This window comes from Stutzerimonas stutzeri, assembly GCF_024448895.1.
Taxonomy (GTDB): Bacteria; Pseudomonadota; Gammaproteobacteria; order Pseudomonadales; family Pseudomonadaceae; genus Stutzerimonas; species Stutzerimonas stutzeri_Q.
Genome location: NZ_JAMOIC010000020.1, coordinates 24,168 through 46,870 on the forward strand (window position 1 = coordinate 24,168; position 22,703 = coordinate 46,870).

Genomic DNA, 22,703 nt, shown 5'->3' on the forward strand with positions numbered 1-22,703 from the left:
CCTGGGTAGTTACTGGGTTTGTGACTACTGCTTGGATCTCGCTTCCACCAACTCAGTGGCGGCGCTGCCGCGGAACACCCTCACACCGTGCTCACGTACCACCGGGCCGGGCTCGGGGCGGGCAATCTGCTCGATGCGCTGCTCGACCAACGCCATGAAAGCAGGGGGCCCGGAGACCATCAGTCCGTCGCCCTGGAAGCTGTTGCGCACATGCAAGTGCTTTCCGCTGACACCAAGTTCATCGAGGCTGGCTTGCAGATCTTTCGCACTCAGCCCTACCGCTTCGAAGTTGCGAATTTGCAGATCGTCCTCACTGTCGACGTACAACATGTTGCCGTCTGAGAACCAGGTAAGCGTGTTATTTGTTGTGAGTTTGTCGAGGAATGCGCCGGCGTTCGCCGCACGAAAGTTGGCTGGCGCACGACCTTTGACTTTGGCCGAAATCACCATCGGCACCCCCAGATTACGACCGAACGCCTGAAGTACACCGCGCACATCCTGATCAATGACCACGTAGGCATAGGGCCGGGAGGCCCATTCTGGCTGGCCTTGCGCGCTCGCCGCCGGTATCACCGAAAACAATCCGACAGCGCAGAGGGCTGAGGCGAATACGCGACCTATCCGGCGAAACCAGGCACTGGCCGCACAAATCACAAGTTTTCTCACGCTGGCAATGCGCCCGCCTTCAAGCACGCCGTTAGAATAGCCGCCGCGCCCGGTCAATTGGCCAGTACATTGGGAGTACCGAATTTGCTCAGCCCCGTTGTTTTTCGACTGGCATTTCTTTCTGTCAGCGTCGCACTCTCTGCCTGTAGTTCCACCAGCAACAACAGCCCCACTCCCCCGCCCACCCCAGCCGACCAGAGTAGCTACGGCCGCTTGATGAAACTGGCCGATGATGTTGACCAGCGCGGCGACCACGGCACCGCTGCCACCCTTTACTTGCGCGCGACTCAGGAGCCCGGTGCGGGTGTTGAAGCCTGGAACCGGCTGGGCGAGTTGAAGCTGGCCACCGGCGATGCCATAGGCGCCGAAACCGCCTTTCAACAAGCACTGGCGCTCGACCCGGATAAACCGCAAAGCCTGCTCGGCCTGGGTACAGCGCAATTGCGCCTCGGTTACGCCGAGCATGCTCAACCGTTGTTGGCGAGCGCCGCACCGCGGCTGAACAGCGTAACTGCCTTCACTCGACTGGGCGTCGCCGAAGCCTTGCTCGGGCATACCGGCCGCGCACAGGACGCTTTCTTCAATGCCAAAGCCTTGGCGCCCAATAACCTGGACAGCCGCTGTAACCTGGCGCTGGCCTACGTTCTGAATAACCAACCGGACCTGGCTCTGGATGAGATCAGCGGCGCTGACACGGCCCCTGCCGCGCAACCGCGCCACCAACGCAACACTTTGCTGGTGCAAGTGCTGGTCGGCCGCTCGGGCAACCCCGCCGAGGTGCGTCTGGACGGTATTGATGCTCAACAGCGGCAATCGCTGATCGACGACGCCAAGCGTATCGCTGCGATCAAGGACCCCGCGACCAGAGCGCAGGCCATGGGCTTGGTTGAACGTCACTGAATGCTCGGTCATTGCCTGCTGATTCATTGCACCCCTGCTCACTGCAAGCCTCCTGTGTCGCTCATGGCTTCCTGCGCTTCACGGCGGCGGCGCTGCAGTTCCGCCTCACTGCCCTGCAAGTAGTACTGCGCCGCCCGGCCAACCGGCGCGGCCAGGGTGGCGCCGGTGTTACGACCGCGCTGAAGGTCTTCGCGCTGCTCAACCATCTGCAGCAGGTTGAAACTGTTGGCGCAGCCAGGCGCCAGCTTCATGGTTTCGTGCAGTTGCGCTTCAACCTGAGGGGCACCCAGGCAGGCCTCGGGCAACAAGACCTGCCGTCCGTTAGCATCAGTCATGTTCACGTAGTCGCGGGAATAGTCAGATTGCTGAAGGCTTGTCTCGCAACCCGCAAGCAGTAGGAAGATCGGCAGCATGGCCGTCGGTAGTGCCAGTAACGGCAAAAGAGCCTTGCTCATGCACGACACCTCATTCCATGTAGAACCCGAACGGGCCGCCATCGCGGGTTAGCGCGGCAGTGGCGGGTTGCGGCGGTTTATCGGTGGGTGACAACGTCGCTTTGGCGGTCTGAACGGGCTCGACCAAGTACGGAGTGATGAGGATCACCAGCTCAGTTTCATTTCGCTGAAAACGCTTGGAGCGAAACAGGTTGCCGAGCACTGGCATGTCGCCGAGCAATGGCAGTTTTTCCAGGTCTTGCGAGCTGTTGCGCTGGAACAGTCCAGCAATCGCGAACGTTTGCCCGCTGCCAACTTCCACCCTCGTATCGGCGCGCCTCACCCGAAACGAGGGCACTTGGTAACCGGAGATCGATAGAGAAGCACTGCCCATCAAGGTGCTCACCTCGGGTCGCACCTGCAGCGCGATGCGGTCGTTGGGCAGCAGCGTCGGACTGAACACCAGCGAGACGCCGTAGGACTTGTACTGCACCCCGACCAGATCGCTGTTGACGGGCACCGGCACCGGTACTTCCCCACCGGCCAGGAAGCTCGCAGTCTCGCCAGTGCTGGCGGTGATATTGGGCTCGGCGAGAATCTCCAGCACGCCGTTGCTCTGCAGCGCCTCCAGCACCGAGTCGATGTTGAAGTGCCCGGAATCAAGACCCAAACCGACCAGGTTCGACGCCCCGGCAGCAGCCTGCGCCGGTAACGAGCCACCGGTTAGCAGACCGAAGGAAAAGGTGCCGTTGTTGAACAGGGCATTCCAGCTCACCCCGTAACGCAGCAGCTCGTCACGGGACACCTCGGCAAAACGCACGCGGATATTCACTTGCGCCGAGCCTCCGGTGAACTGGGCCGTATTGACCGAGCTTTCCCAGTCCTGCCCTTCGGGATCCAAAAGGGCGTTGAGGTTGATCGCCTCGCTGACGTCCTTTACCTGGCCCTTAGCGTTCAGGCGATTGCCGGCGCCCGTCACCTGCACCCGGCCTTTGGCATTCAGTGCGCGGCTGACCGGCTGGGAGTTGGCGCCTACATTGAGGCTCATGCCTGCAATCTGATTACTGTCCTTGTCGAGCGCGACCAGGGTGGTATTGCCTGGACGCTTACCGAATACGTAGATCACGCCTGGAGAAACCACCTGCAAATCGGCAATTGCCGGCTCTGCGACCAGCACCGAATCCACCGGTTGGGCAAAGCGAATGACCCGCCCTTCGCCACTGCCCAGATCAATCACGGCATCCTGGCTCTGCGCAACGGCCAAAGCCGGCAACAGGCTTAACGCAGCTAACCATCTGCGCATCCACAGGCCGCTCAAGATGCGTTCGCCAAGGTGTTGGCTTGGCCCTCTTTGGCCAATGACGGCCGCGGCGCCGGCGCTCCCTGGCTGATGACTTTGATCGCTTGCAGGCTGTATTCGGGCGCTAACTCGGTGAACGACAACACGGCAATCTCCAGTTCATCACGGGCACGCCAGCGCACTATATGGCGGCGTAATTCGGGGTGGACCACCAGCACCGCCTTGTGCGGATCGGGCAGCGCGGCACATTGGGCGCGCAGTTCTTTCATAAAGTGACGGGCAATATCCCTGGGCCGCGAATCGCCGCGCGCGCCGTCCTGTACTCGCAACGATTCGAGCATCTGCGCTTCGGTGCGCGCGCCAATCACGAAGGCTGCGATGACCCTGTTGCCATCGCCGTACTGGTGGCTGATCTGCCGGGCCAAGGCCTTGCGTAAATGATCGGAAAGGCGGCCGACATCGCCTTCTCCGTTCCACTCCACCATGGCTTCCAGCAAGGCACGACGGTTGCGGATCGAGACGTTCTCGGCTACCAGACGCCGCAGCGCATCCGCCATGCGCTGCACTGGCACCACGCGCAAGGCCTCTTTCACCAGTTCGGGTGCGCGCTCTTCCAGTTGCTCCAGCAACTGACGGGTTTCCTGTATACCCAGAAAATCTCCGGCATAGCGGCGCAGTGCACGCGCCATCAGCTCTCGCAGGAGTTCATCCGGGCGCAGGTAGGCAATGGCCGCCTCGTCCAGCTGCGCGCAATACTCTTGGGCGATCCACAACGCTGGGCGGCGGTTCAGGGGCGACTGCGCTTCACGGCCCGGCACGTCGACTAGGTCCAGATGTATGGGGTCGTCCTGAAACAACACGTGCTCAAGGTGCAGCTCGCCTTCATCGACGGGTATGCCTTCCAGGACAATGCGGAAATGGCCGCCGACCCCAGCTTGGTCAACGTGCACCGCCGGCAGTGGAAACTCGATCCCCAGATCGGCGCGCAGGTCGTTGCACAACTCCTCCAGACGTTGGCGCAACGGGTGCAGCGGCGCTGCTTCAGCCAGCGCAGGGCTGATCACCAGCAACACTCGGCTGTCGGGGGCGGTACTGGGCTCGTCCGTCTCCTCCGGCTGCGCCATCGGGGCGATTTCTTCAACCGGTTGCAGCGGTTCCTGCAGCTCGGCAGCCAGCTTCGACTTTTCGCGGCGATGCAGGGAATAGGCGCAGGCACCGAGTAAGGCCGACAGGCTCAGAAAGACAACGGCGGGAAAACCGGGAATAAACGCTACGCCCAGCAAAATAAAGGCAGTCAGCGACAGCGCGCGCTGGCTGGCACCCATTTGCCGCATGATCTCGGTGCCGAGGTCCTCTTCGATATCTTCATTGTTGACGCGAGTGACTACCGTGCCCGCCGCCACGGCAATCAGCAGCGCTGGAATCTGCGCGATCAAGCCGTCGCCCACGGTCAGGAGTGAATAGGTATGGGCAGCGTCGGCGAAGGTCATGTCGCGCTCCAGCATACCGATCATCAAGCCGCCAATGAGGTTGACGCAAAGGATCACCAGGCCGGCGATGGCGTCACCTTTGACGAACTTCATCGACCCGTCCATAGCGCCGAACAGCTGGCTTTCGCGCTGCAAGTTGGAGCGCCGACGGCGTGCTTCCGGCTGGTCGATATCACCATTGCGCAGGTCGTTGTCGATGGCCATCTGCTTGCCGGGCATGGCATCCAGCGTGAAGCGCGCGGCTACTTCCGCTACGCGCTCGGCGCCCTTGGTGATGACCACGAACTGGGCAATCGTGATGATCATGAAGATCACCAGCCCCACCACCACTTTGCCAGCAATTACGAACTCACCAAACGCCTCGACAATGTTGCCGGCATCGCCGTGCAGAAGAATGAGACGCGTGGTGGTGATCGACAGCGACAGGCGAAACAGCGTGCTGAGCAAAATCAATGGAGGCAATGCCGACAAATCGACCGGCTTGGCGATATAGAACGCGACGATGAGAATGAGGATGCTCAGGGCAATGTTCACGCCTATAAGCAAGTCCACCAGGTAGGTGGGCAGCGGAATGATCATCATCACAACGGCCATCAGCATGAACGCGGCGATCACCACATCCGTGCGCTTGGCGGCCAGTCGAGCGAAGGCGCTGACACGGCCCATCATGCGGCGTTGCTCCCGCGTCGGCTCAGGTAGTGGCGAAACAGCTGCCTGCCTTCGGCGCCACGCCCGGCACGCAATAGCGCGCGGCTGCGTAAGAGCAACAGCTCGGTGGGCTCATGCTCAGGCGACGAGACGGTAAGTTGAGAGATGCGATCCAGGGCCGCCAGTGCACGTTCGCCATCGCCGACCGCGGTAAACACCACCGCAAGTCGACGCAAGAGTATCGGGTCGTCAGGGGTTATTTGCGTGGCCAGCAAAAGCATCACCAGCGCTCGGGGTGACTGGCCTGCACGCTGGTAGATATCCGCCAGACCATGGAGCAGGTGCGCCGCATCACGATTTTCCCGTTGCATCATTCCCCCGAGTCAGCGCGCTGCTGATCCAGCGAGCGACGGGTGTCGAGCTCGTCGCGGACCAGGGTCATAGCCAGGTTTTTGGTGTCTTCATCGAGTTCCAGAGACGGCAGGATGCGGTCCAGAATGTCCTCCAAAATTTCGCCGGGGCGCGAGCCGGCAAATAGAGAAGGATCAATGCTGCCTAATTCGCCGAGGCGCTCCACATCGCGGCGCAGCGAGCGACGCGCCAGATCGCCGACCGGGGTAGGCAGCAACGCATCGAATAACGCTGCCCGACTGCGCTCAACGCGCTGCGCGCCTGCGCCATCTAGAGGAGTGAGCAACGTGTCGGTGGGGACGGCGCGCGGATCGACCTTCATCGCTTAGCTTTCGTCGGCCGGAGCTGCAGCCAAGGTGAAGAAAAAGATCTCGTCACCACGCGCCAACTCCACCATTTCATCTCTGATGTCCTTTATCACCCAGCCGTCGCTAAGCGGCGCTCCTGCGTCCAGGCGAGCGCCAGACGAATCGATGACATAAGGGTCTTCACCAAACCACACCGCCTGGAAACTCACCCGCGGTTGAGCACCGGGTTCGCGAACCGCCACCTCGCTGCTTTGCAGGACAAAGTGCCGACCGTAGTGACCATCGAAGTATTGCTGCAGCGCTACCCACTGCGGGCGCTGCTCAGGTGTGAGGGTGCCCTTGGCTTTGAGCTGGCCATTGACGACGAGCAGATTCAAGTCTTTCAGACCAGCCTTGCTCGCTCTGGCGGCGAGGTCGGCACGCACCTTGTCCAGCGAAGGCACCTGTTCGACAGGGCGATCAACGCCGGTAGCGGTCAAGTTGTCCATAATGTCCAGCGACTCTCCCGGCTGGGCGTCGCTAAACATCGCGAGCGCGCTGGCGCAAATGAACATGAAAGCGCCGGCGATCAACCATTGCGGCTTGCCATACCATACCGGCGCATCCGGGCGGGGCGCACCGAAAGGCGCCTGTAGTGAAATGCTTGCCTGGCCCAGCTGGATTTCGAATGGTAACGCTGCCCGAAAGCCATGCCCGCGGGCGATGCGCGTCGTCTTGCCGGCCGCGAACAGCTGAATGTCGCCGCCCAGCGCCTCGATAGTGACGTGCGATGCGGAAAAACGCAGGCGCACATGCTTGGTTTCAATACCAGGATCGCCCAGCACCAGATCATCGCCTGGGCCGGCGCCGATCACGCAAACGGGCGCGTCCATCGGCAGCGACACTCCATGGTGCATACCGGCGACGACCTGTAACGTCGGGCTGTCGTTATCCGCTTTGGACAAATGGGATGCCATGGCTGTCATTCGACCCACCCCGCCTACTGCCGGGAACGGCATCAGGCGTTAAACAGATATGCACGCGCTACGTGGGCTCGCACATACGCATAAAAACGGAAAAATGAGCCAGGGTGCAGGCGGTGTAATACACCGCCTGCAGACCTGAATCAGTTCTGCGGACGCTGTTTGGTAGCGTCAAGCTCAGCTTTCTTAGCGGTCGTGATCTCGGTGATCTTGGCCGACTTCTCAATGGCCATATCAAAAACAGCGGACATCTTGTCGATAGCGGCGTCAGAGTTACCGCTGCTTACTGGTGGTGTATCAGCCATGGGATATCTCCATCTGCATTGAGTAGTTTGCATTGGCGGTAACGCCCAAATAGGTGCTACCGATTGCTGGGCGTCCAACTCGTAGTCGGACCGAGTTATGTAGCTTTGCAACGCTTCAAATCCTAGGGGCAGAAAAACAGGCCGTGTTGTTAAAGGTTGTTAAAGCGATTGGAAGCGGACCACTTCACGCTTTCGCACGGTCGGGGCCGGGGTCGCCAGGCCCAAGGATCGGTCTGCTAACCGGACTTGGAGCGTTGGGCAGGAGCTGTCGGGACGCACGCCCAGCGCATAGCAGATCTTTGATATCAGCACGCTTTACTCGTTGTGCTGTACATCGACCAGGGCAAAGCACTGAGCGGCATTGCTTGTGAAGACAAAAGCATCAGGCAGGTGCATATCGCCGGCTTTTTGATCGGACGCGTCGGCAAACTTGCTTCACACCCTCAAAAGACACAGTTGTGGGTCGGAGATAAAACAACTGCGTCAAGGGGCAGCCCCTGGATCCTCAGCTCTTGCGCTTGGCAGCACCGAACGATTGATGTTCAAGCAGAGATCTCCGCCAGCGTTACTGCTTTGATCCCAGAGCAAACACCAAAAAGCCCAAGGCTCAGGTTTTCGCTAAAGGACGGCATATCTGGCAGCGGTTTCAGCTTGACGAATAGCGGGGCTGGTAAGCGCGACGGCCGCTACTAGGGTCACGAATCGACGTCTAGCAACGAAAGCATTCGTGGTTGCGAGGGGGGGTGTGGCTGCGAGGGATATTTAGTGGGAGGCAGAAACAAGAAAAGCGGCCAATGGCCGCTTCTTTTGTGGCTTCCAGGCGTTCAGCGGGCCTAGGAAGCAAATATGGCGCAGCGGACGGGACTCGAACCCGCGACCCCCGGCGTGACAGGCCGGTATTCTAACCGACTGAACTACCGCTGCGCTAAACCTCGAGTGGTGGGTGATGACGGGATCGAACCGCCGACCCTCTGCTTGTAAGGCAGATGCTCTCCCAGCTGAGCTAATCACCCGTTTGCTCTCGAAGTGGGGCGCATTCTAGAGAGGGTTCCTGACCTTGGCAACCCCCTTTTGAAAAAAAAATTGAAGAACTTACAAAGACTTAGGAAACCGGTTGTTGTGGGGCTTTGACCAAGGTGGGTAGCGAAGGACTGACGACAGCCAAAGCCCGCCGTGACGCTTGATTACGACATGCCTAAAACGCGATGAAGAGGCGCTTGCCAGCAGCACACGATGATTCGAGCCGCTTTCTGAAGAGATCGGAGTATCTCCACCCGCCGCCTTTATTGGACGATTTGCGGTTTCCATCGACCTTGCCGCTTTCGAGGGTTGGCCTCAGTGCCATGGAGGGGAATAATGCGCGCTTTGCTTTTACCGGAGTTTCAAATCGCCATGTGGTTTCGCAACCTGCTCGTCTACCGTCTCACCCAGAACGTCCCTTTCGATGTCGAGACACTTGAAGCTGCATTGGCCGCCAAGCCCGCCCGCCCCTGCGCCAGCCAGGAGCTGAGCACCTATGGATTCGTCGCGCCTTTTGGCAAGGGCGAAGACGCCCCGCTGGTACATGCCAGCCAGGGTTTTCTGCTGATTTCCACGCGTAAGGAAGAACGCATCCTTCCGGGCAGCGTGGTCAAGGACGCGTTGAAGGAAAAAGTCGACGAGATCGAAAACGAGCAGATGCGCAAGGTTTACAAGAAAGAGCGCGAGCAGCTGAAGGACGACATCATCCAGGCTTTTCTGCCACGGGCGTTCATTCGTAAGTCAGGTACCTTCGCTGCCATTGCGCCTGAGCAGGGTCTGATTCTGGTCGACTCATCCAGCCCCAAGCGGGCCGAGGACCTGCTGTCCACCCTGCGCGAGGCCATCGGCTCGCTGCCGGTGCGACCGTTGACCGTCAAGATCGCGCCAGCGGCAACCATGACTGATTGGGTCAAGACGCAGAAAGCCGCCGATGATTTCTTCGTGCTCGATGAATGCGAGCTGCGTGACACCCATGAAGACGGCGGCACCGTGCGCTGCAAGCGCCAGGACCTGACCAGCGATGAGATCCAGCAGCATCTGGAAGTCGGCAAGCAGGTCACTCAACTGGCTCTGGGCTGGCAGGACAAGTTGTCCTTCGTGCTCGATGACAAGATGGTGATCAAGCGTCTGCGCTTCGAGGAATTGCTGCAGGACCAGGCCGAACAGGACGGTGGCGATGACGACCTCGGCCAGCAGGACGCCAGCTTCCTGTTGATGATGCTGACCTTCGGCGAGTTCCTGCCTGCGCTGTTCGAGGCACTGGGTGGTGAGGAGATTCCGCAGGGCATCTAAACTGCCTTGTGCGCCGCCGGCCTGGCTGGCGGCGCCCTCCCTTACAACTACAAGGTAAACCCGATGCGCGCTCTCGCCGCCCTTAGCCGCTTTGTCGGCAACACGTTTGCCCTCTGGGTCCTGCTCTTCGCCGTTCTCGCCTTCTTCCAGCCCAGCTGGTTCCTCCCCGCCACCGCCTGGATCGTCCCGTTGCTGGGGCTGATCATGTTTGGCATGGGTCTGACATTGAAGGCAGCGGATTTTGCCGAAGTCGCGCGTCGCCCTTTGTGGGTTGCGCTAGGAGTGGGCTCGCAATTCCTGATCATGCCCGCGCTTGCCTGGGTGCTCTGCCAACTGCTGGGGCTGCCTGCCGAAATAGCCGTCGGTGTGATTCTGGTGGGCTGCTGCCCGGGCGGCACCGCGTCGAACGTGATCGCCTGGTTCTCTCGCGGTGACGTGGCACTTTCGGTAGCGATCACCGCCGTTACCACCCTCCTCGCCCCATTGGTAACGCCCGCATTGATATGGCTGCTGGCTTCAGCCTGGCTGCCGGTCAATTTCGGCGCGCTGTTCATGTCCATCGTGCAGATCGTGTTGTTGCCTGTCGCCTTGGGATTGGTCGTTCGTCGGTTGCTAGGCAATCGTGTGCACCACGTGGTCGACATTCTGCCGCTGGTTTCGGTGGTCAGCATCGTGATTATCGTGGCCGCTGTGGTAGCGGCCAGTCAGGCCAAGATCGCGGAGTCCGGCCTGCTGATCATGGCGGTGGTGGTGTTGCATAACAGCCTGGGGCTCGGCATTGGCTATCTGGTCGGCCGACTGTTCGGCCTGCCGCTGGCGCAGCGCAAGACGCTTTCGATCGAGGTCGGCATGCAGAACTCCGGCCTCGGCGCAGCCTTGGCCAGTGCACACTTTTCACCCCTGGCAGCGGTACCCAGCGCGTTGTTCAGTGTCTGGCACAACCTCTCCGGCGCGCTGCTCGCCACGTTCTATCGGCGAATGAAGGATAACGACCCGAAGAGCCCTGGCGCCTGAGCTCTTTGCGGGTCCGGGCTGCAAGCCCGGACCTTGCAGCTCAGCCGAACAGCGCCGGCTCGCGGTAGTGACGCGCGCAGGCCTGGCCATCGGCGCGGAACAGATGGCACTTGTTCGCCAGCAGGCCCGTGGCGAATGTCTGCCCCACCGCAACGCGCCGGTTGCCATCACTGGCTACCGCGACCATTTCCTCGACCCCTTCGAAGGTCAGATGCAGCAGATTGTGATCACCAAGCCGCTCAGCTACCGCGATCTCGCCGTTGAAGACGAAATCGGCCTGCTCGGCATCGACGAAGTGCTCAGGTCGGATGCCCAACGTCAGCGCTTCGCCCGTCGTGACCTGACTGCCGTCTACCGGAACCCGCAGGGTGCTGCCGCCCGGCATTGAAACCTCCACCGAATCGCTATTCGCACTCACCACCTGCACCGGCAGGAAGTTCATCTGTGGCGAGCCGATAAAGCCGGCCACGAACTGATTGGTCGGATAGTGATACAGCTCCAGAGGCGGGCCCGCCTGAGCGATGCGGCCAGCATTGAGCACGACGATCTTGTCCGCCAGGGTCATGGCTTCGACCTGATCGTGAGTCACGTAGATCATCGTCGCCTTGAGACGTTGATGAAGACGCGAGATCTCGATACGCATCTGTACGCGAAGGAAGGCATCGAGGTTCGATAGCGGCTCGTCGAACAGGAAGACCTTGGGCTCACGCACCATGGTCCTCCCGATTGCCACGCGCTGACGCTGGCCGCCGGATAGATCCTTGGGTTTGCGGTCGAGCATCTGGTCAAGCTGCAGGATCTTAGCGACCGAATTTACCCGGCGGTTGATTTCGCTTTTCTCGACCTTTGCCAGCTTCAAGCCGAACGCCATGTTTTCCGCGACGTTCATATGTGGATAGAGCGCGTAGGACTGGAAGACCATCCCCACTGAACGGTCCATCGGTGGCAGCTCGTTCACACGTTCGCCGTCGATCTGCAGCTCACCCTCGGTGATGTCTTCCAGACCGGCGATCAGCCGCAGCAGGGTCGACTTGCCACATCCCGATGGCCCGACGAACACCACGAACTCACCGTCGGCGATGTCCAGGTCGATGCCGCGGGTAATGGGGACATCGTCGTAGCTCTTGCAGATATTGCGCAGGGTAACGCTGGCCATTTTTGTTGTTCTCCTTGATACAGCCGCCGCGACGAATCGCGGCGAGCAAAGCAACGGGCATCAGACCAGTCGAGCGAGGCAGGCGCCTCGTCTCGACCAGCTCATTCACCCAAGCCGGCGGGCAAATCCGAATCCATGCGCCGGCAAATGTACGCCATGACCTTCGAAAACCGCAGTCGCCGAGGGCACGTCCAGGCCTTCGACCGGAGCCGACAGATCAAAGTGCCGCGCGTGCTCAGCCATATTGAACAGGCACACCCAAACCTCGTCATCCAGGCGGCGCTCATACACCAGCAAGGCTTCGTCATGGTAGACGGTGCGCATACTGCCTTCGATCAGCAGAGGCTGATCCTGGCGCCAGGCGAGGAAGCGCCGGTAGATGTTGAGCATCGAGTCCGGGACCGATTCCTGAGCGGCGACCGACATCGGCAGGTGACGGTCAGCCATCGGCAACCAGGGCTGCTCACGGCTGAAGCCGCCATGCAGGTCCTGATCGTGCCAGGGCATCGGCGTCCGGCAACCGTCCCGACCCTTGAATTCCGGCCAGAATCGGATGCCGTAAGGGTCGACCAGCTGTTCGAACTGCAGCTCGGCTTCGTCCAGCCCCAGCTCTTCGCCCTGATAGAGGCACACGCTGCCGCGCATGGTCAGCAGCATCGCCATGAACATGCGACCGCGCGCCAGATCCGGCTGGTTGGCCAGCGCCCAGCGGCTCATGACGCGAACCACATCATGGTTGCCGATGGACCAGCACGGCCAGCCATCGACCAGCTCGCGCTCCACGCAATCGATGGTGTGGCGCAGAAAGCCTGGGCTGCACTGCTCGGTCAGCAGATCGAAGGAGTACGCCATGTGCAGCGTATCGCTGCCGCCCGTGTACGCCGCCATGGTACGCAGTGAATGATCGCAGCCGATTTCCGCGACAGTGGCACTGCCGGGATAACGTTCCAATAGCTGGCGAATTCGACGCAGAAAGTCGAGGTTCTCCGGCTGGGTCTTGTCGTACACATGCTTCTGGAAGGCGTAGGGGTTGTCGGCACGCACGCCGATGCTGCCTTCGCGGATATCGTGGTTCGGCGGGTTATCCCGCAGCTCGCGATCGTGAAAGTAGAAGTTCGCGGCATCGAGCCGGAAGCCGTCGACGCCGAGCTTCAGCCAGAACTCCATATCGTCGAGCAATTGCTGCTGCACGGCTTCGCAATGGAAGTTGAGATCCGGCTGGCTGGAAAGGAAGTTGTGCAGGTAGTACTGCTTGCGGCGGCTGTCCCAGGTCCAGGCCGGGCCACCGAAAACGGAAAGCCAGTTGTTCGGGACCGTGCCGTCATCCTTCGGATCGGCCCAGACGTACCAGTCGGCTTTATCGTTGTCGCGGCTTGAGCGGCTTTCCTTGAACCAGGCGTGTTGATCGCTCGAGTGATTGAGCACCTGATCGATGAGAATTCGGATGCCGCGTGCGTGGGCGACATCGATGACCTGCTTGAAGTCTTCCAGCGTGCCGAATAGCGGATCGACGCCGCGATAGTCGGAAACGTCGTAGCCGAAATCCTTCATCGGCGAGGTGAAGAACGGCGACAGCCAGATGGCATCGACATTGAGGCTGGCGATGTAATCGATCTTTTCGACCACACCGAGCAGATCGCCGACCCCGTCGCCATTGCTGTCAAAAAAGCTGCGCGGGTAAACCTGATATATGACGCCGCCGCGCCACCAGTCATTGCGATTCATACAACCAACCTTCGATGTTTGGGGGAACACGCCGCCACTCTAGGTGCGTCAACCCGCCGCAACATCCTCCCGGCCAACTAATAGCGAGGCGTATGGCCCGGGCGTAGAGACGGCTCAGATGGGGGGCGTAGAGCGGATCGCTCGCCGCACAAGTTGGCCGGCTCGTTATTCGTCATAAAAATGTCGACAAACAAGCGAATCGACACTTATCTGTCACGAGCGGCTTATAGGATCAATGCAGTTCCAAGACTGACCCCGCAGTAGCCGCCGCCCAGCAGATGTACGGAGCCGCTCAGTCAGGAGCGACACGCATTCAAAATCCATGGAGAGATGACATGTTCAAGTGCAAGCCCCTCGCAGCCGCCATCATCGCGATTCTGGCCACTCAGGCTTATGCCGATGACAACAGCGCAGAACAGAATCAGTCCGGTGCCGACAACATTGTCGAAGTGACCCAGACTGGCGGTCAGGACAACATTTCCTATCAATCTCAGGTTGGTGCCGGCAACGACGGCATGGTGACCCAGACCCAGGCGACAATGTCCGATGCCGTTCAGACCCAGACCGGTAACCTGAACCGCGCAGACATCGTGCAGACCTCGACCGAGCAGACCGAGGCGATCCAGCTGCAGGATGGCGACAGCCATGACGCCAGCATCGTCCAGAGCGATTCCTTCGGCGCCACCGCACGTCAGTATCAGGAAGGCAACTTCAACGTTGCAATCACTGAGCAGACCGCCGCTGACCTGAGCACCGCTGTGATCGATCAGAACGGCAACGACAACTTCGCCGAATCGATCCAGACCAACACAGAGCTGAGCGTTTCGGAACAGCGTCAAGTCGGCAACGACAACATCTCGCTGGTCTGGCAAGACGGCGGTGCGCGTAACGACGGCGTGGTCAACCAGGAAGGTAATGTCAACGACGCCACCATCTATCAGGCGAACGCGTTTGACTCGAGCGCCACGATCGACCAGCAGGGTGATTCGCAGACTGCATCGGTAGCCCAGGAAGGTGCCGAGCACAGTGCAGACATCCAGTCCAACGGTCTGAGCAACGAAGCCTACATCGACCAGAGCGGCTCGCTGCAGACCGCAACGATCTTCCAGGAAGGCACGTCCAACAACGCCGATATCTTCCAGGCCGGCGAGAGCAACACCGCCAGCACAGAGCAGACCGGCAACAACAACTACGCCGTCGTCGATCAGCTGGACGGCAGCATGCTGACTGCTTCGCTGCAGCAGACCGGCGAATACAACGAAGCTTACGTTACACAGGAAGGTACTGAGAACCGGATCGACTTCGCTCAGGACGGCGCTGACAACCTGCTGACCGCTACCCAGAGCGGCAACGGCAACGAGCTGACCGGTTCCAGCTACGGCGACGACAACCGTGTGGACGTGATGCAGGGCGGCGACCTCAACGTGGCCGACATCCAGCAGATCTACGGCTCTGACAACGAAGTCAGCCTGACCCAGGATGGCCAGGACAACATGGCTACCGTGCTTCAGGGCGGCGTAGGCAACCAGGCGATGCTGATGCAAAGCGGCATGGGCGACTCGGCAATCGTTTCGCAGATGGGCTCGGGCAACATGGCAACCGTTACTCAGCAGTAAGCGTTACCGGCAGCCGGCCCAGCGCCGGCTGCCATCCTCCTTCTAAATCCTTCAGCGTATACGGGCCGGATTGCCCACTACCGTCATCCCCGCCGCCACATCTCGCGTCACCACACTGCCCGCTCCGATAACGGCGTCATCGCCGATGGTCACGCCCGGCAGGATGATCGCCCCACCCCCGATCCACACGTTCTCACCGATCACCACCGGACGACCGAACTCCAGGCCGCTACGGCGCTCTTCTGCACCGCGTGGATGGTCCGCTGCGTAAATCTGCACAGCCGGCCCGATCTGCGTGCCGTTGCCGATGCGCACCTCGACCACGTCGAGAATCACGCAGTTGAAGTTGAAGAACACATCGTTGCCGAGGTGAATGTTGTAGCCGTAGTCGCAGTGAAAGGGTGGCCGGATCACTGCGCCTTCACCCACGCTTCCCAGCAGCTCCTTCAGCAAGGCGCGGCGCACCGCCGGCGCTTCGGCGAGCGCTGCGTTGTAGCGCACCATCCAGGCCTTGGCCGCTGCCTGGTCGGCCTGCAGCTCGGGGTCACCTGCCCGGTACAGCTCGCCGGCAAGCATCTTCTGTTTCTCGGTCATCGACATATGGGCTCCAGTGGCCATGAATGGAAACGCACCCGGCCTTGGACCGGCAGGATGCGCAATCGCTCGTCGAACCGCCGCGGTTACTCGCCCTGGATCTTGCTCAACAGGCTGCGCGCCAGCTGCACGGCTTCGTTGCGATGGGTGATGTTGAGCTTCTGATAGAGGCTGCGGATGTGCGTCTTGATGGTCGTAGGTGCAACGTTGAGATGTTCGGCGATCTGCTCGTTGGACTGCCCGGCGTGGATCAGGCTGAGCACCTGCCACTCGCGCCTCGTCAGCGGTGAATGCCGGATCAGCTCCGGCACGTCGGGGCGGTTGATGATGTCCTGTATCACCGCTTCATCCAGGGTGATACGAATCGCCCTGCTGAAGTCGCGCTGCTGTTGTGCCAGCTGGATCAGCCGGTCGGCACGCTGGGCTTCGAGCTCATCCAGCCGCCTCTCGTGCTGCAAGGCCTTGAGCATCGCAATCAGCAGCTTACCGATGCGCAGGAAGCTGCCGATAGCGCCAGTGCTGCTCGCCAGGGTCAGCGCCAGCTGAAGGTTGTCCAGCGCCTGCTGACGCTCCTCGCGCAGCCAATGCAGCTGGGCCAGCAGGATGTGGTTGCGATTCAGGTCCATGACCAGGCCGTGCTGCTCGGCATCGATCTGCAGCTGCCGGAGGATCGGCAGTGCCTTGTCCGGCTGCTTCAGCGACAGGTAGGCACGTGCGTGGTTACGAGCGTTGTACTGAGCGAAATGATTGAGGCCGCGTTCGAGCGCCGGCGCCGTAAGCAGCCACTGCTGGATGGCCGTCTTGTCCTGGGTCGAATCCCAGTAACTGAGCATCACCGCATGGGCATTAGCGAGCCAGTCGACGTGGTAGTTATCGTCGGCGAGCATGCTTTGCATCTTGCCGATATAGTCCGCGCAGGCGCTCTGTTGCCCGCGTGCGTGAGCGATGCCGGCGAGCAGCGCATAGCATTGCAACAGCCAGCGGTCGCCAACGTCTTCGAGAATCTGGATGCCCTGCAGCGCACATTGCTCGGCAGCGTCGAGGTGATGCCACTCCAGCAGCACCTGGCCACGGACGCGGTAAATGAATTCCATGATTGGCGTGGCTTGCAGATCAGCCTGCTCGACATACTGGATCGCCCGTTCCTGCAGCGAATACGCCTTCTGCAGATAACCCTGGGCGATGGCGATTTCCGACAGCTGCCCGAGATTCCACACCACCAGATGCGAGGCGCGGATCTCCCGCGCGCGGCGTTCGGCCTCTTCGTACTGCTTCTGCGCCTGGGGCAACAGGCCCTGGACGAAGTGCGCTTCAGCCAGCCCCGAGAGCGCCGCCACCTTGGATGTCCGCATGATCAGCGGCTCGCGCGCCAGCGCTTCGCGAGCCAGTGCGATCGCCTGTTGCTCGTCGCCGCGATTCATCGCGACCTGAGCGCGCACAGCGTTGAATTCGCCAACGATGCGCGCCCAATCTTCCTCCGTGCAGCTGTGCTGAAGCGCCTGCTCCCCTGCCTTGAACCAGCGCTCGACCTGATCGAACTGGTAGGAATTCTGCGACACCCAGGCCTGCAGCAAGGTCATCAGCGGCGAGCCAGCGATGACCGTTTCGGGCAATGTTTCCAGGCACTGTTGAAGCAGGCCCAGCCGACCCTGACGATAGAACTGTCGGCCATGTCGCTCCAGCACTTCGCCGACCCGCGTCGGGCAACCCGCCAGCACGGCGTGACGTGCGGCCTCCTCCGGCAGGTTTTCGGCCATCAGCGCTTCGGCCGCACGCAGATGCAGGTCGGAAAGTCGCTGCGGATGATGCGTACGCAATTCGCCCTGCACGAAGGTGGCGAACAGTGGGTGGTACGCGTACCACTGCCGCAAACCGTCCAGCGAATGCAGAAACAGCCCTCGTCGCTCGAGTTGTTCTAACATGTCGCGGGCATTGTTGCCCTGAGTCAGGCGATCGGCCAGCGGCGCATTGAAGCGTTCGAGCAGGCAGGTGGCCTGAAGAAAATCCAGCGTTGACGTGCCGAGGCTGGCTATCACCTGCTCACGCATGTAATCGCGGATATAGGGGTGGCCGAGCTGCAAGTTCTCAAGAAACAGGTCCATTCCGCGGCCCGTCTGCACTTCCTGCAAGACGAGCTGCAAGGCGCAGGGCCAGCCGCCGATACGCCGGTTGAGCCGTTCGACCTGCTCGCGGTTGACCGAGACGGGCAAGCCAAGATCCAGCAGCGCCTGCACTTCATCGGTTTCGAACGCCAGATGCTGAGCGTCGACCGTAAGCAACTGGTGCTTGACCCGCAGATCGGCGACCCCCAGTTCCGGCAAACCGCGGCTGCATACCAGCAGTGTCATCCACGACGGCATGTTGCGCAGGAAGAAACGCAGCGCCGCGATCACTTCGGCGTTATGCAGCGCCTCGAAGTCATCCAGCACCAGAAGCAGGGGCTCATGTTCGCCGGGCAGTTCAGCCAGCAGATGCGTGAGCAGCGTTTCAAAAGCTTCACGCCCCTGGCCGGCCAACAACAGGCTGCGCGGGCATCCATGCTCCAGTTGCACGTCGAGCACATGCAGCAGGTAGCGGCCAAACTGCATCGGATCGTTATCACCCGGATGCAGCTGCAGCCAGGCGACGCGGCCATCGAACGCCCGCGCCCACTGGCACGCCAGGGTGGTCTTGCCGAATCCGCTGGGCGCATGCAACACGGCCAAACGGACCTCGCCAAGGCGCTGAAACCACTCATCCAGCCGCGGCCGGGCCAGCAGGCCCCGCGGCAGCGACGGCATGCTCAGCTTTGCCGGGATGAGCGGCAGCGGTGCAGGTATTGCGGCATTCATGGTCCTCTCCCGTGATTCGTTCCCTGTTCGGGTGTCATGACGCATCGTCAGGTGCGCAGCCGGTCAGCCCTTCACACCTCCGGCCGTAAGCCCGCCGACAATCCATTTCTGGCAGTACAGGAACACCGCAGTGATCGGCAGACCCGAGAGCACCGCCGCCGCAGCGAAGTCGCCCCAGAGGTAGTTCTGGTCGTAGAGGTACTGCTGGGCACCGACCGACAAGGTGAGTTTGTCGACGTCCATCAACAGCACCGAAGCGATGGGGTATTCAGTGATGCTGGTGATGAAGGCCAGGATGAACACCACCGCCAGAATCGGCACGCTCATGGGCAGCAGAATGTGCACGAAGGCCTGCCAGGTAGTAGCGCCATCGACGATGGCCGCCTCCTCCAATGAGCCGTCGATGCTCTCGAAGTAGCCCTTGATGGTCCAGATATGCAACGCCATACCGCCCAGCGAGGCGATGATCACTGCGCCGTGGGTATTCACGCCCAGCCAGCTGATGTGCTGGCCGAGTTGGTCGAACAAGGCGTAGATGGCCACCAGCGTGAGTACCGGCGGGAACATCTGGAAGATCAGCATCCCTTTGAGGATCGGCCCCTTACCACCGAAACGCAGGCGGGCGAAGGCATAAGCGCTAGTGGTCGACAGCATCAGGATCAGCACCGAGCTGATCAACGCGATCTTCATCGAGTTCCAGAGCCAGGTCAGGACCGGGAACGGCGGGTTGCTGACCTCGCCGTTTTCGTGGACATAAGGGATGCCCAGCGCTAGCGACCAGTGCTCCAGGGTCGGGTTATCCGGCAGCAGACTGCCGGTGGCGAAATTGCCTTCCCGAAAGGAAATGGACACCACCATCAACAGTGGAAACACGATCAGCGCGACAAAGGCGAGCAGCCCGGCGTGTGTCATCCAGACGCGGAATTTGACGGATTTCGGTTGAACCATGGCCATGTGCGTAATCCTCAGACTTTGACCTTGGAAAGCTTCAGGTTCAGCCAGGCCATGGCGCCAACGACGATGAAGATCAGCGTGGCGATGGCGGCAGCGAGGGCGAAGTTCTGCCCCGAATCCTGAAAGGCGATGCGATAGGTGTAACTGACCAGCAGATCGGTCGTCCCGGCTGGCGTGGTGGTGCCGAGAATGTCCGGCCCGCCGCGAGTCAACAGTGTGATCAGTACGAAGTTATTGAAGTTGAAGGCGAAGCTTGCGATCAGCAGCGGCGCCAGCGGCTTGATCAGCAGCGGCAACGTGATCTTCATCAGGTTGTCCAGCGGCGTGGCGCCATCCATCGCCGAGGCTTCGTACAAATCACGCGGAATCGCCTGCAGCAGCCCCATGCACAAGAGCAGCATGTAGGGGTAACCGAGCCAGGTATTGACCATCAGGATCATGCTGCGCGCCAGGGTCGGGTCACTGAACCAGTCCGGCCGCACCCCGAAGAGGCTGTCGAGCATCAGGTTGATTTCGCCAAAACTCTGGTTGAACAGCCCCTTGAACACCAGGATCGAGATAAACGCCGGAACGGCGTACGGCAGGATCAGCATCAGCCGGTAGAACGCCTTGCCGCGGACCATCTCCCACTGCAACAGACTCGCCAGCACCAGGCCGACGGCGAGGGTGAACACCACCGTCAGCGCGGCAAAGCAGACCGTCCAGACGAAGATTTGCAGAAACGGACCGCGGATCTTCGGATCGGTCAGCACCTTGGAAAAGTTGCTCCAGCCGGCGTACACCGTGTATCCCGGCGCGACCTTCTGCCCTTCGGCATCGACGTAAAAGCCGATCTCGTCGTTGGCGGTCAGGCGGTCGCCGGTCTGGTTGTTGACCAGCGAGCCGTCGTCGCGCAACCGGTACAGCGGCTCCACCGCAGCCACTTCACGCAGACCATAGAGGCGCAGCAGCTGCCCTTCATGACCACGCATGACCCATTGTTCCAACTGCTTGCGCTGGCGGATCACATCGCGCAACGGCAACGCCTGGCCCAGGTCGTCTACCTCGGCTTCAGGGCTCATGCCGATCGGCTCGCCCGCAACCGGTTCGCCCTCCAGCGGAGCCGAAACCCAAACGCCCTGCTCGCCCCGATCGACGCGCAGGCGCAACTCGCCCGCTTCGTTCTGATGCAAGTTGAAGCCATAACGCTCGCCCGCCAGAAAGGTCTGGCTGAGGTGATAACGCTGGGCCTGTTCAAAACTCAGTAGGTTGGTGCCGCTGTAATTGGTGAAGCCGATGCCCACCGTATAGATCAGCGGGAATATGACGAACACCAGCATCCCGGCGATTGCTGGGAAGATGTAGCGGTGGGCGTAGGCGCGGCGATTGATGAACACGAAACTGGCGATCCCCGCGACCACCAGCCCAAGCAGGGCAAACACGGTTTGCCCCTGGGCGTAGAGGGCGACGATCAGATACAGGGCGAAGGCATTGCACAGCAGCCACATACCCCAGCGCAGCGCAGCCGGCAACTTGGGCATGGACAGTTTCGGCACGGCACGGTCGGGCATCTCGGCGGGAACATTCACGGCGGACATCGGAATCTGAGCCTCGGGGCGCGCAGCCGAAGACGCAGTCGTCCCCGACTGCGGCTGCGGGTGGTGGTTACTTGACGATGCGTTTGGCGGCGTCATCCAGGGCGGCATCCACGGTTTGACGACCGGAAGTGATGTTCGTCAGGGCAGGCTCCATGGCCGACCAGAACACACCCATCTGCGGGATGTTCGGCATCGGACGGCCCTGCTGGGCGCTTTCGAAGGTGGCCTTGATCATCGGGTCATCCGACAGCTCGGCCATGTATTCCTTGTTCACCACCGCGCCCAACGGCACGTCGGCGTTCACAGCCTTCAGGCCCTCGACCTCGAGCAGGTAGTTTTCCAGGAATTCGACCGCCAGCGCCTGGTTCGGGCTGGCTGCGTTGAGGGTTGCAGCCATCACGCCGGAGAACGGCTTGGACGGGCTGTCGCCAACTGCCGGGATCGGCGCTACGCCAAAGTCGATACCGCTCTTCTTGATATTCGACCAAGCCCAAGGGCCGCTGATGAACATTGCCGACTCACCCTTGTTGAAGGCTGCCTCGGCGGCGCTGTAATCAGCTCCCTTGGGCATCACGCCTTCGTCGATCAGACGCTTGAGCACCGCTGCGCCCTGCTTGGCGCCCTCGTTATTGACGCCGGTCTTGCTGACGTCGAACCCGGAGCCCGTATCTTCGAAGGCATAACCGCCGTTGGCAGCCAGCAAGGACCAGGTGAAGTAGGTGTTGTTGTAGTCCCAGAGGATCGCGCGTTTGCCGTCTGCAGCGAGGTCTTTGTGCAGCGCCAGCACCTCGTCGAAGGTCTTCGGCGGCGTCGACACCAGCGCCTTGTTGTAAATCAGCGCGGGTGCCTCGACGGCCATGGGGTAGCCCCACAGCTTGCCGTTGTAGCTGACGGCGTCCCAGGCGAAATCGGCAACCTCACCTTTGGTTTCGGCGCTCGGAGTCACCGCGGTGATCAGGCCGCTCTGGGCCCACTCACCAAGGCGGTCATGGGCCCAGATGAAGATATCAGGGCCATTGCCGGTAGCGGCAGCCTGCTGGAACTTGTCAGTAGCGGCGTCGGGATGAGCCACCTCGACGGGGATGCCGGTTTCCTCGGTGAATTTCTTGCCGACCTCGGCCAGTCCCTTGTGCCCTTTGTCGCCATTTATCCAGACGACCAACTTGCCTTCTTCGATGGCGGCCTGGACGGACAGCGGCAGGCTCAGGGTTGCGGAGAGACCGATCGCGGCCGCTGCAAACAGCTTTTTATTCATTTAGGTATTTCCTCGTGGCTTCTTATTTTTTATCCACAACGTTCTGCGTGCCGCCTGGCGGTCTTGCAGGGCATCCATACTCGCCTTGCCGGTGGGCTAAAACATCCTCCTCCGGGGGAGGATGAGGGGCGTAGAGGCAGGGCGTAGTTTTGTCATAGCACCGTGATCGCAGAGCGTTGCAATCGCCCTTCTCAGCCTGCACAACGCACCGAAAACAGGCTTGAATGGACCCATCTTTCCCGCC

General features: G+C 60.9%; 19 protein-coding genes and 2 tRNA genes. 4 read left to right on the forward strand and 17 right to left on the reverse strand.

Going from position 1 to position 22,703, the window contains the following annotated elements; genetic code table 11:
- Positions 1–24: 24 nt before the first annotated feature.
- Positions 25–666, reverse strand: a complete 642-nt coding sequence (locus tag NA619_RS19725) for a type III secretion protein (protein WP_255963513.1) — start codon at positions 664–666, stop codon at positions 25–27.
- 216 nt (positions 667–882) lie between these two features.
- On the opposite strand from NA619_RS19725, the gene NA619_RS19730 reads away from it, so the two are divergent.
- Positions 883–1,566 (forward strand): tetratricopeptide repeat protein, encoded by a 684-nt coding sequence (locus NA619_RS19730; RefSeq protein WP_255963514.1) that lies wholly within the window; start codon positions 883–885, stop codon positions 1,564–1,566.
- Between the two features lie 38 nt (positions 1,567–1,604).
- Here the strand turns inward: NA619_RS19730 and NA619_RS19735 are convergent, their stop codons facing one another.
- The 9 genes from NA619_RS19735 to NA619_RS19775 form a co-directional block, all read right to left on the reverse strand.
- The gene (locus NA619_RS19735; protein WP_255963515.1) at positions 1,605–2,021 is read right to left on the reverse strand and encodes a hypothetical protein; all 417 of its coding nucleotides are present in this window, start codon (positions 2,019–2,021) and stop codon (positions 1,605–1,607) included.
- A gap of 10 nt (positions 2,022–2,031) precedes the next feature.
- Positions 2,032–3,303 (reverse strand): type II and III secretion system protein family protein, encoded by a 1,272-nt coding sequence (locus NA619_RS19740; protein WP_255963516.1) that lies wholly within the window; start codon positions 3,301–3,303, stop codon positions 2,032–2,034.
- An 11-nt stretch (positions 3,304–3,314) separates the two neighbouring features.
- Positions 3,315–5,459 carry a type III secretion system export apparatus subunit SctV gene (sctV, locus tag NA619_RS19745; protein WP_255963517.1) on the reverse strand — a complete coding sequence of 715 codons (2,145 nt, stop codon included), beginning with the start codon at positions 5,457–5,459 and terminating at the stop codon, positions 3,315–3,317.
- Positions 5,456–5,809 (reverse strand): tetratricopeptide repeat protein, encoded by a 354-nt coding sequence (locus NA619_RS19750; RefSeq protein ID WP_423836853.1) that lies wholly within the window; start codon positions 5,807–5,809, stop codon positions 5,456–5,458. Before NA619_RS19750 ends, sctV begins: the two co-directional genes overlap by 4 nt.
- The gene (locus tag NA619_RS19755; RefSeq protein WP_255963519.1) at positions 5,809–6,171 is read right to left on the reverse strand and encodes a hypothetical protein; all 363 of its coding nucleotides are present in this window, start codon (positions 6,169–6,171) and stop codon (positions 5,809–5,811) included. Before NA619_RS19755 ends, NA619_RS19750 begins: the two co-directional genes overlap by 1 nt.
- 3 nt (positions 6,172–6,174) lie before the next feature.
- Positions 6,175–7,113 (reverse strand): SctD/MshK family protein, encoded by a 939-nt coding sequence (locus NA619_RS19760; protein WP_255963520.1) that lies wholly within the window; start codon positions 7,111–7,113, stop codon positions 6,175–6,177.
- Positions 7,114–7,262: 149 nt separating this feature from the next.
- Entirely contained in the window at positions 7,263–7,424 is a 162-nt protein-coding gene (locus tag NA619_RS19765; RefSeq protein WP_255963521.1) for a hypothetical protein, read from the reverse strand.
- An 847-nt stretch (positions 7,425–8,271) separates the two neighbouring features.
- A tRNA-Asp gene (locus tag NA619_RS19770) sits at positions 8,272–8,348 on the reverse strand.
- 13 nt (positions 8,349–8,361) lie between these two features.
- Positions 8,362–8,437 (reverse strand) — tRNA-Val (locus NA619_RS19775).
- Positions 8,438–8,816: 379 nt separating this feature from the next.
- On the opposite strand from NA619_RS19775, the gene rdgC reads away from it, so the two are divergent.
- Together rdgC and NA619_RS19785 are read left to right on the forward strand one after the other, a co-directional pair.
- On the forward strand, positions 8,817–9,737 hold the full coding sequence (gene rdgC / locus NA619_RS19780) for a recombination-associated protein RdgC (RefSeq protein ID WP_255963556.1): 921 nt from the start codon (positions 8,817–8,819) through the stop codon (positions 9,735–9,737).
- Between the two features lie 63 nt (positions 9,738–9,800).
- Positions 9,801–10,751 (forward strand): bile acid:sodium symporter family protein, encoded by a 951-nt coding sequence (locus tag NA619_RS19785; RefSeq protein ID WP_255963522.1) that lies wholly within the window; start codon positions 9,801–9,803, stop codon positions 10,749–10,751.
- A gap of 40 nt (positions 10,752–10,791) precedes the next feature.
- Here the strand turns inward: NA619_RS19785 and malK are convergent, their stop codons facing one another.
- The gene (gene malK / locus NA619_RS19790) at positions 10,792–11,907 is read right to left on the reverse strand and encodes a maltose/maltodextrin ABC transporter ATP-binding protein MalK (RefSeq protein ID WP_255963523.1); all 1,116 of its coding nucleotides are present in this window, start codon (positions 11,905–11,907) and stop codon (positions 10,792–10,794) included.
- Positions 11,908–12,012: 105 nt separating this feature from the next.
- Complete coding sequence (locus tag NA619_RS19795; protein WP_255963524.1) at positions 12,013–13,632, reverse strand: alpha-glucosidase; 1,620 nt, start codon at positions 13,630–13,632, stop codon at positions 12,013–12,015.
- Positions 13,633–13,967: 335 nt separating this feature from the next.
- On the opposite strand from NA619_RS19795, the gene NA619_RS19800 reads away from it, so the two are divergent.
- Positions 13,968–15,248, forward strand: a complete 1,281-nt coding sequence (locus tag NA619_RS19800; protein WP_255963525.1) for a hypothetical protein — start codon at positions 13,968–13,970, stop codon at positions 15,246–15,248.
- Positions 15,249–15,299: 51 nt separating this feature from the next.
- On the opposite strand, the gene NA619_RS19805 is transcribed toward NA619_RS19800, so the two are convergent.
- The 5 genes from NA619_RS19805 to malE all read right to left on the reverse strand — a co-directional run bounded on the left by NA619_RS19805 (position 15,300) and on the right by malE (position 22,459).
- Entirely contained in the window at positions 15,300–15,848 is a 549-nt protein-coding gene (locus tag NA619_RS19805; RefSeq protein WP_255963526.1) for a sugar O-acetyltransferase, read from the reverse strand.
- A gap of 80 nt (positions 15,849–15,928) precedes the next feature.
- Positions 15,929–18,673, reverse strand: coding sequence for an HTH-type transcriptional regulator MalT (gene malT / locus NA619_RS19810; RefSeq protein WP_255963527.1), 2,745 nt, complete (start codon positions 18,671–18,673; stop codon positions 15,929–15,931).
- 63 nt (positions 18,674–18,736) lie between these two features.
- Positions 18,737–19,627 (reverse strand): maltose ABC transporter permease MalG, encoded by an 891-nt coding sequence (gene malG / locus NA619_RS19815; RefSeq protein WP_255963528.1) that lies wholly within the window; start codon positions 19,625–19,627, stop codon positions 18,737–18,739.
- Positions 19,628–19,638: 11 nt separating this feature from the next.
- Positions 19,639–21,204, reverse strand: coding sequence for a maltose ABC transporter permease MalF (gene malF / locus NA619_RS19820; protein WP_255963529.1), 1,566 nt, complete (start codon positions 21,202–21,204; stop codon positions 19,639–19,641).
- A gap of 67 nt (positions 21,205–21,271) precedes the next feature.
- Entirely contained in the window at positions 21,272–22,459 is a 1,188-nt protein-coding gene (gene malE / locus NA619_RS19825; RefSeq protein ID WP_255963530.1) for a maltose/maltodextrin ABC transporter substrate-binding protein MalE, read from the reverse strand.
- Positions 22,460–22,703: the final 244 nt, after the last annotated feature.

What these genes read in the sequence shown, in the direction of transcription:
- NA619_RS19730 (WP_255963514.1), top strand. Translation starts at nt 883, where the DNA reads ATGAAACTGGCCGATGATGTTGACCAGCGCGGCGACCACGGCACCGCT.
- NA619_RS19735 (WP_255963515.1), bottom strand. Translation starts at nt 2,021, where the DNA reads ATGAGCAAGGCTCTTTTGCCGTTACTGGCACTACCGACGGCCATGCTG.
- NA619_RS19740 (WP_255963516.1), bottom strand. Translation starts at nt 3,303, where the DNA reads ATGCGCAGATGGTTAGCTGCGTTAAGCCTGTTGCCGGCTTTGGCCGTT.
- sctV (WP_255963517.1), bottom strand. Translation starts at nt 5,459, where the DNA reads ATGATGGGCCGTGTCAGCGCCTTCGCTCGACTGGCCGCCAAGCGCACG.
- NA619_RS19750 (WP_423836853.1), bottom strand. Translation starts at nt 5,809, where the DNA reads ATGCAACGGGAAAATCGTGATGCGGCGCACCTGCTCCATGGTCTGGCG.
- NA619_RS19755 (WP_255963519.1), bottom strand. Translation starts at nt 6,171, where the DNA reads ATGAAGGTCGATCCGCGCGCCGTCCCCACCGACACGTTGCTCACTCCT.
- NA619_RS19760 (WP_255963520.1), bottom strand. Translation starts at nt 7,113, where the DNA reads ATGGCATCCCATTTGTCCAAAGCGGATAACGACAGCCCGACGTTACAG.
- NA619_RS19765 (WP_255963521.1), bottom strand. Translation starts at nt 7,424, where the DNA reads ATGGCTGATACACCACCAGTAAGCAGCGGTAACTCTGACGCCGCTATC.
- rdgC (WP_255963556.1), top strand. Translation starts at nt 8,817, where the DNA reads ATGTGGTTTCGCAACCTGCTCGTCTACCGTCTCACCCAGAACGTCCCT.
- NA619_RS19785 (WP_255963522.1), top strand. Translation starts at nt 9,801, where the DNA reads ATGCGCGCTCTCGCCGCCCTTAGCCGCTTTGTCGGCAACACGTTTGCC.
- malK (WP_255963523.1), bottom strand. Translation starts at nt 11,907, where the DNA reads ATGGCCAGCGTTACCCTGCGCAATATCTGCAAGAGCTACGACGATGTC.
- NA619_RS19795 (WP_255963524.1), bottom strand. Translation starts at nt 13,632, where the DNA reads ATGAATCGCAATGACTGGTGGCGCGGCGGCGTCATATATCAGGTTTAC.
- NA619_RS19800 (WP_255963525.1), top strand. Translation starts at nt 13,968, where the DNA reads ATGTTCAAGTGCAAGCCCCTCGCAGCCGCCATCATCGCGATTCTGGCC.
- NA619_RS19805 (WP_255963526.1), bottom strand. Translation starts at nt 15,848, where the DNA reads ATGTCGATGACCGAGAAACAGAAGATGCTTGCCGGCGAGCTGTACCGG.
- malT (WP_255963527.1), bottom strand. Translation starts at nt 18,673, where the DNA reads ATGAATGCCGCAATACCTGCACCGCTGCCGCTCATCCCGGCAAAGCTG.
- malG (WP_255963528.1), bottom strand. Translation starts at nt 19,627, where the DNA reads ATGGCCATGGTTCAACCGAAATCCGTCAAATTCCGCGTCTGGATGACA.
- malF (WP_255963529.1), bottom strand. Translation starts at nt 21,204, where the DNA reads ATGTCCGCCGTGAATGTTCCCGCCGAGATGCCCGACCGTGCCGTGCCG.
- malE (WP_255963530.1), bottom strand. Translation starts at nt 22,459, where the DNA reads ATGAATAAAAAGCTGTTTGCAGCGGCCGCGATCGGTCTCTCCGCAACC.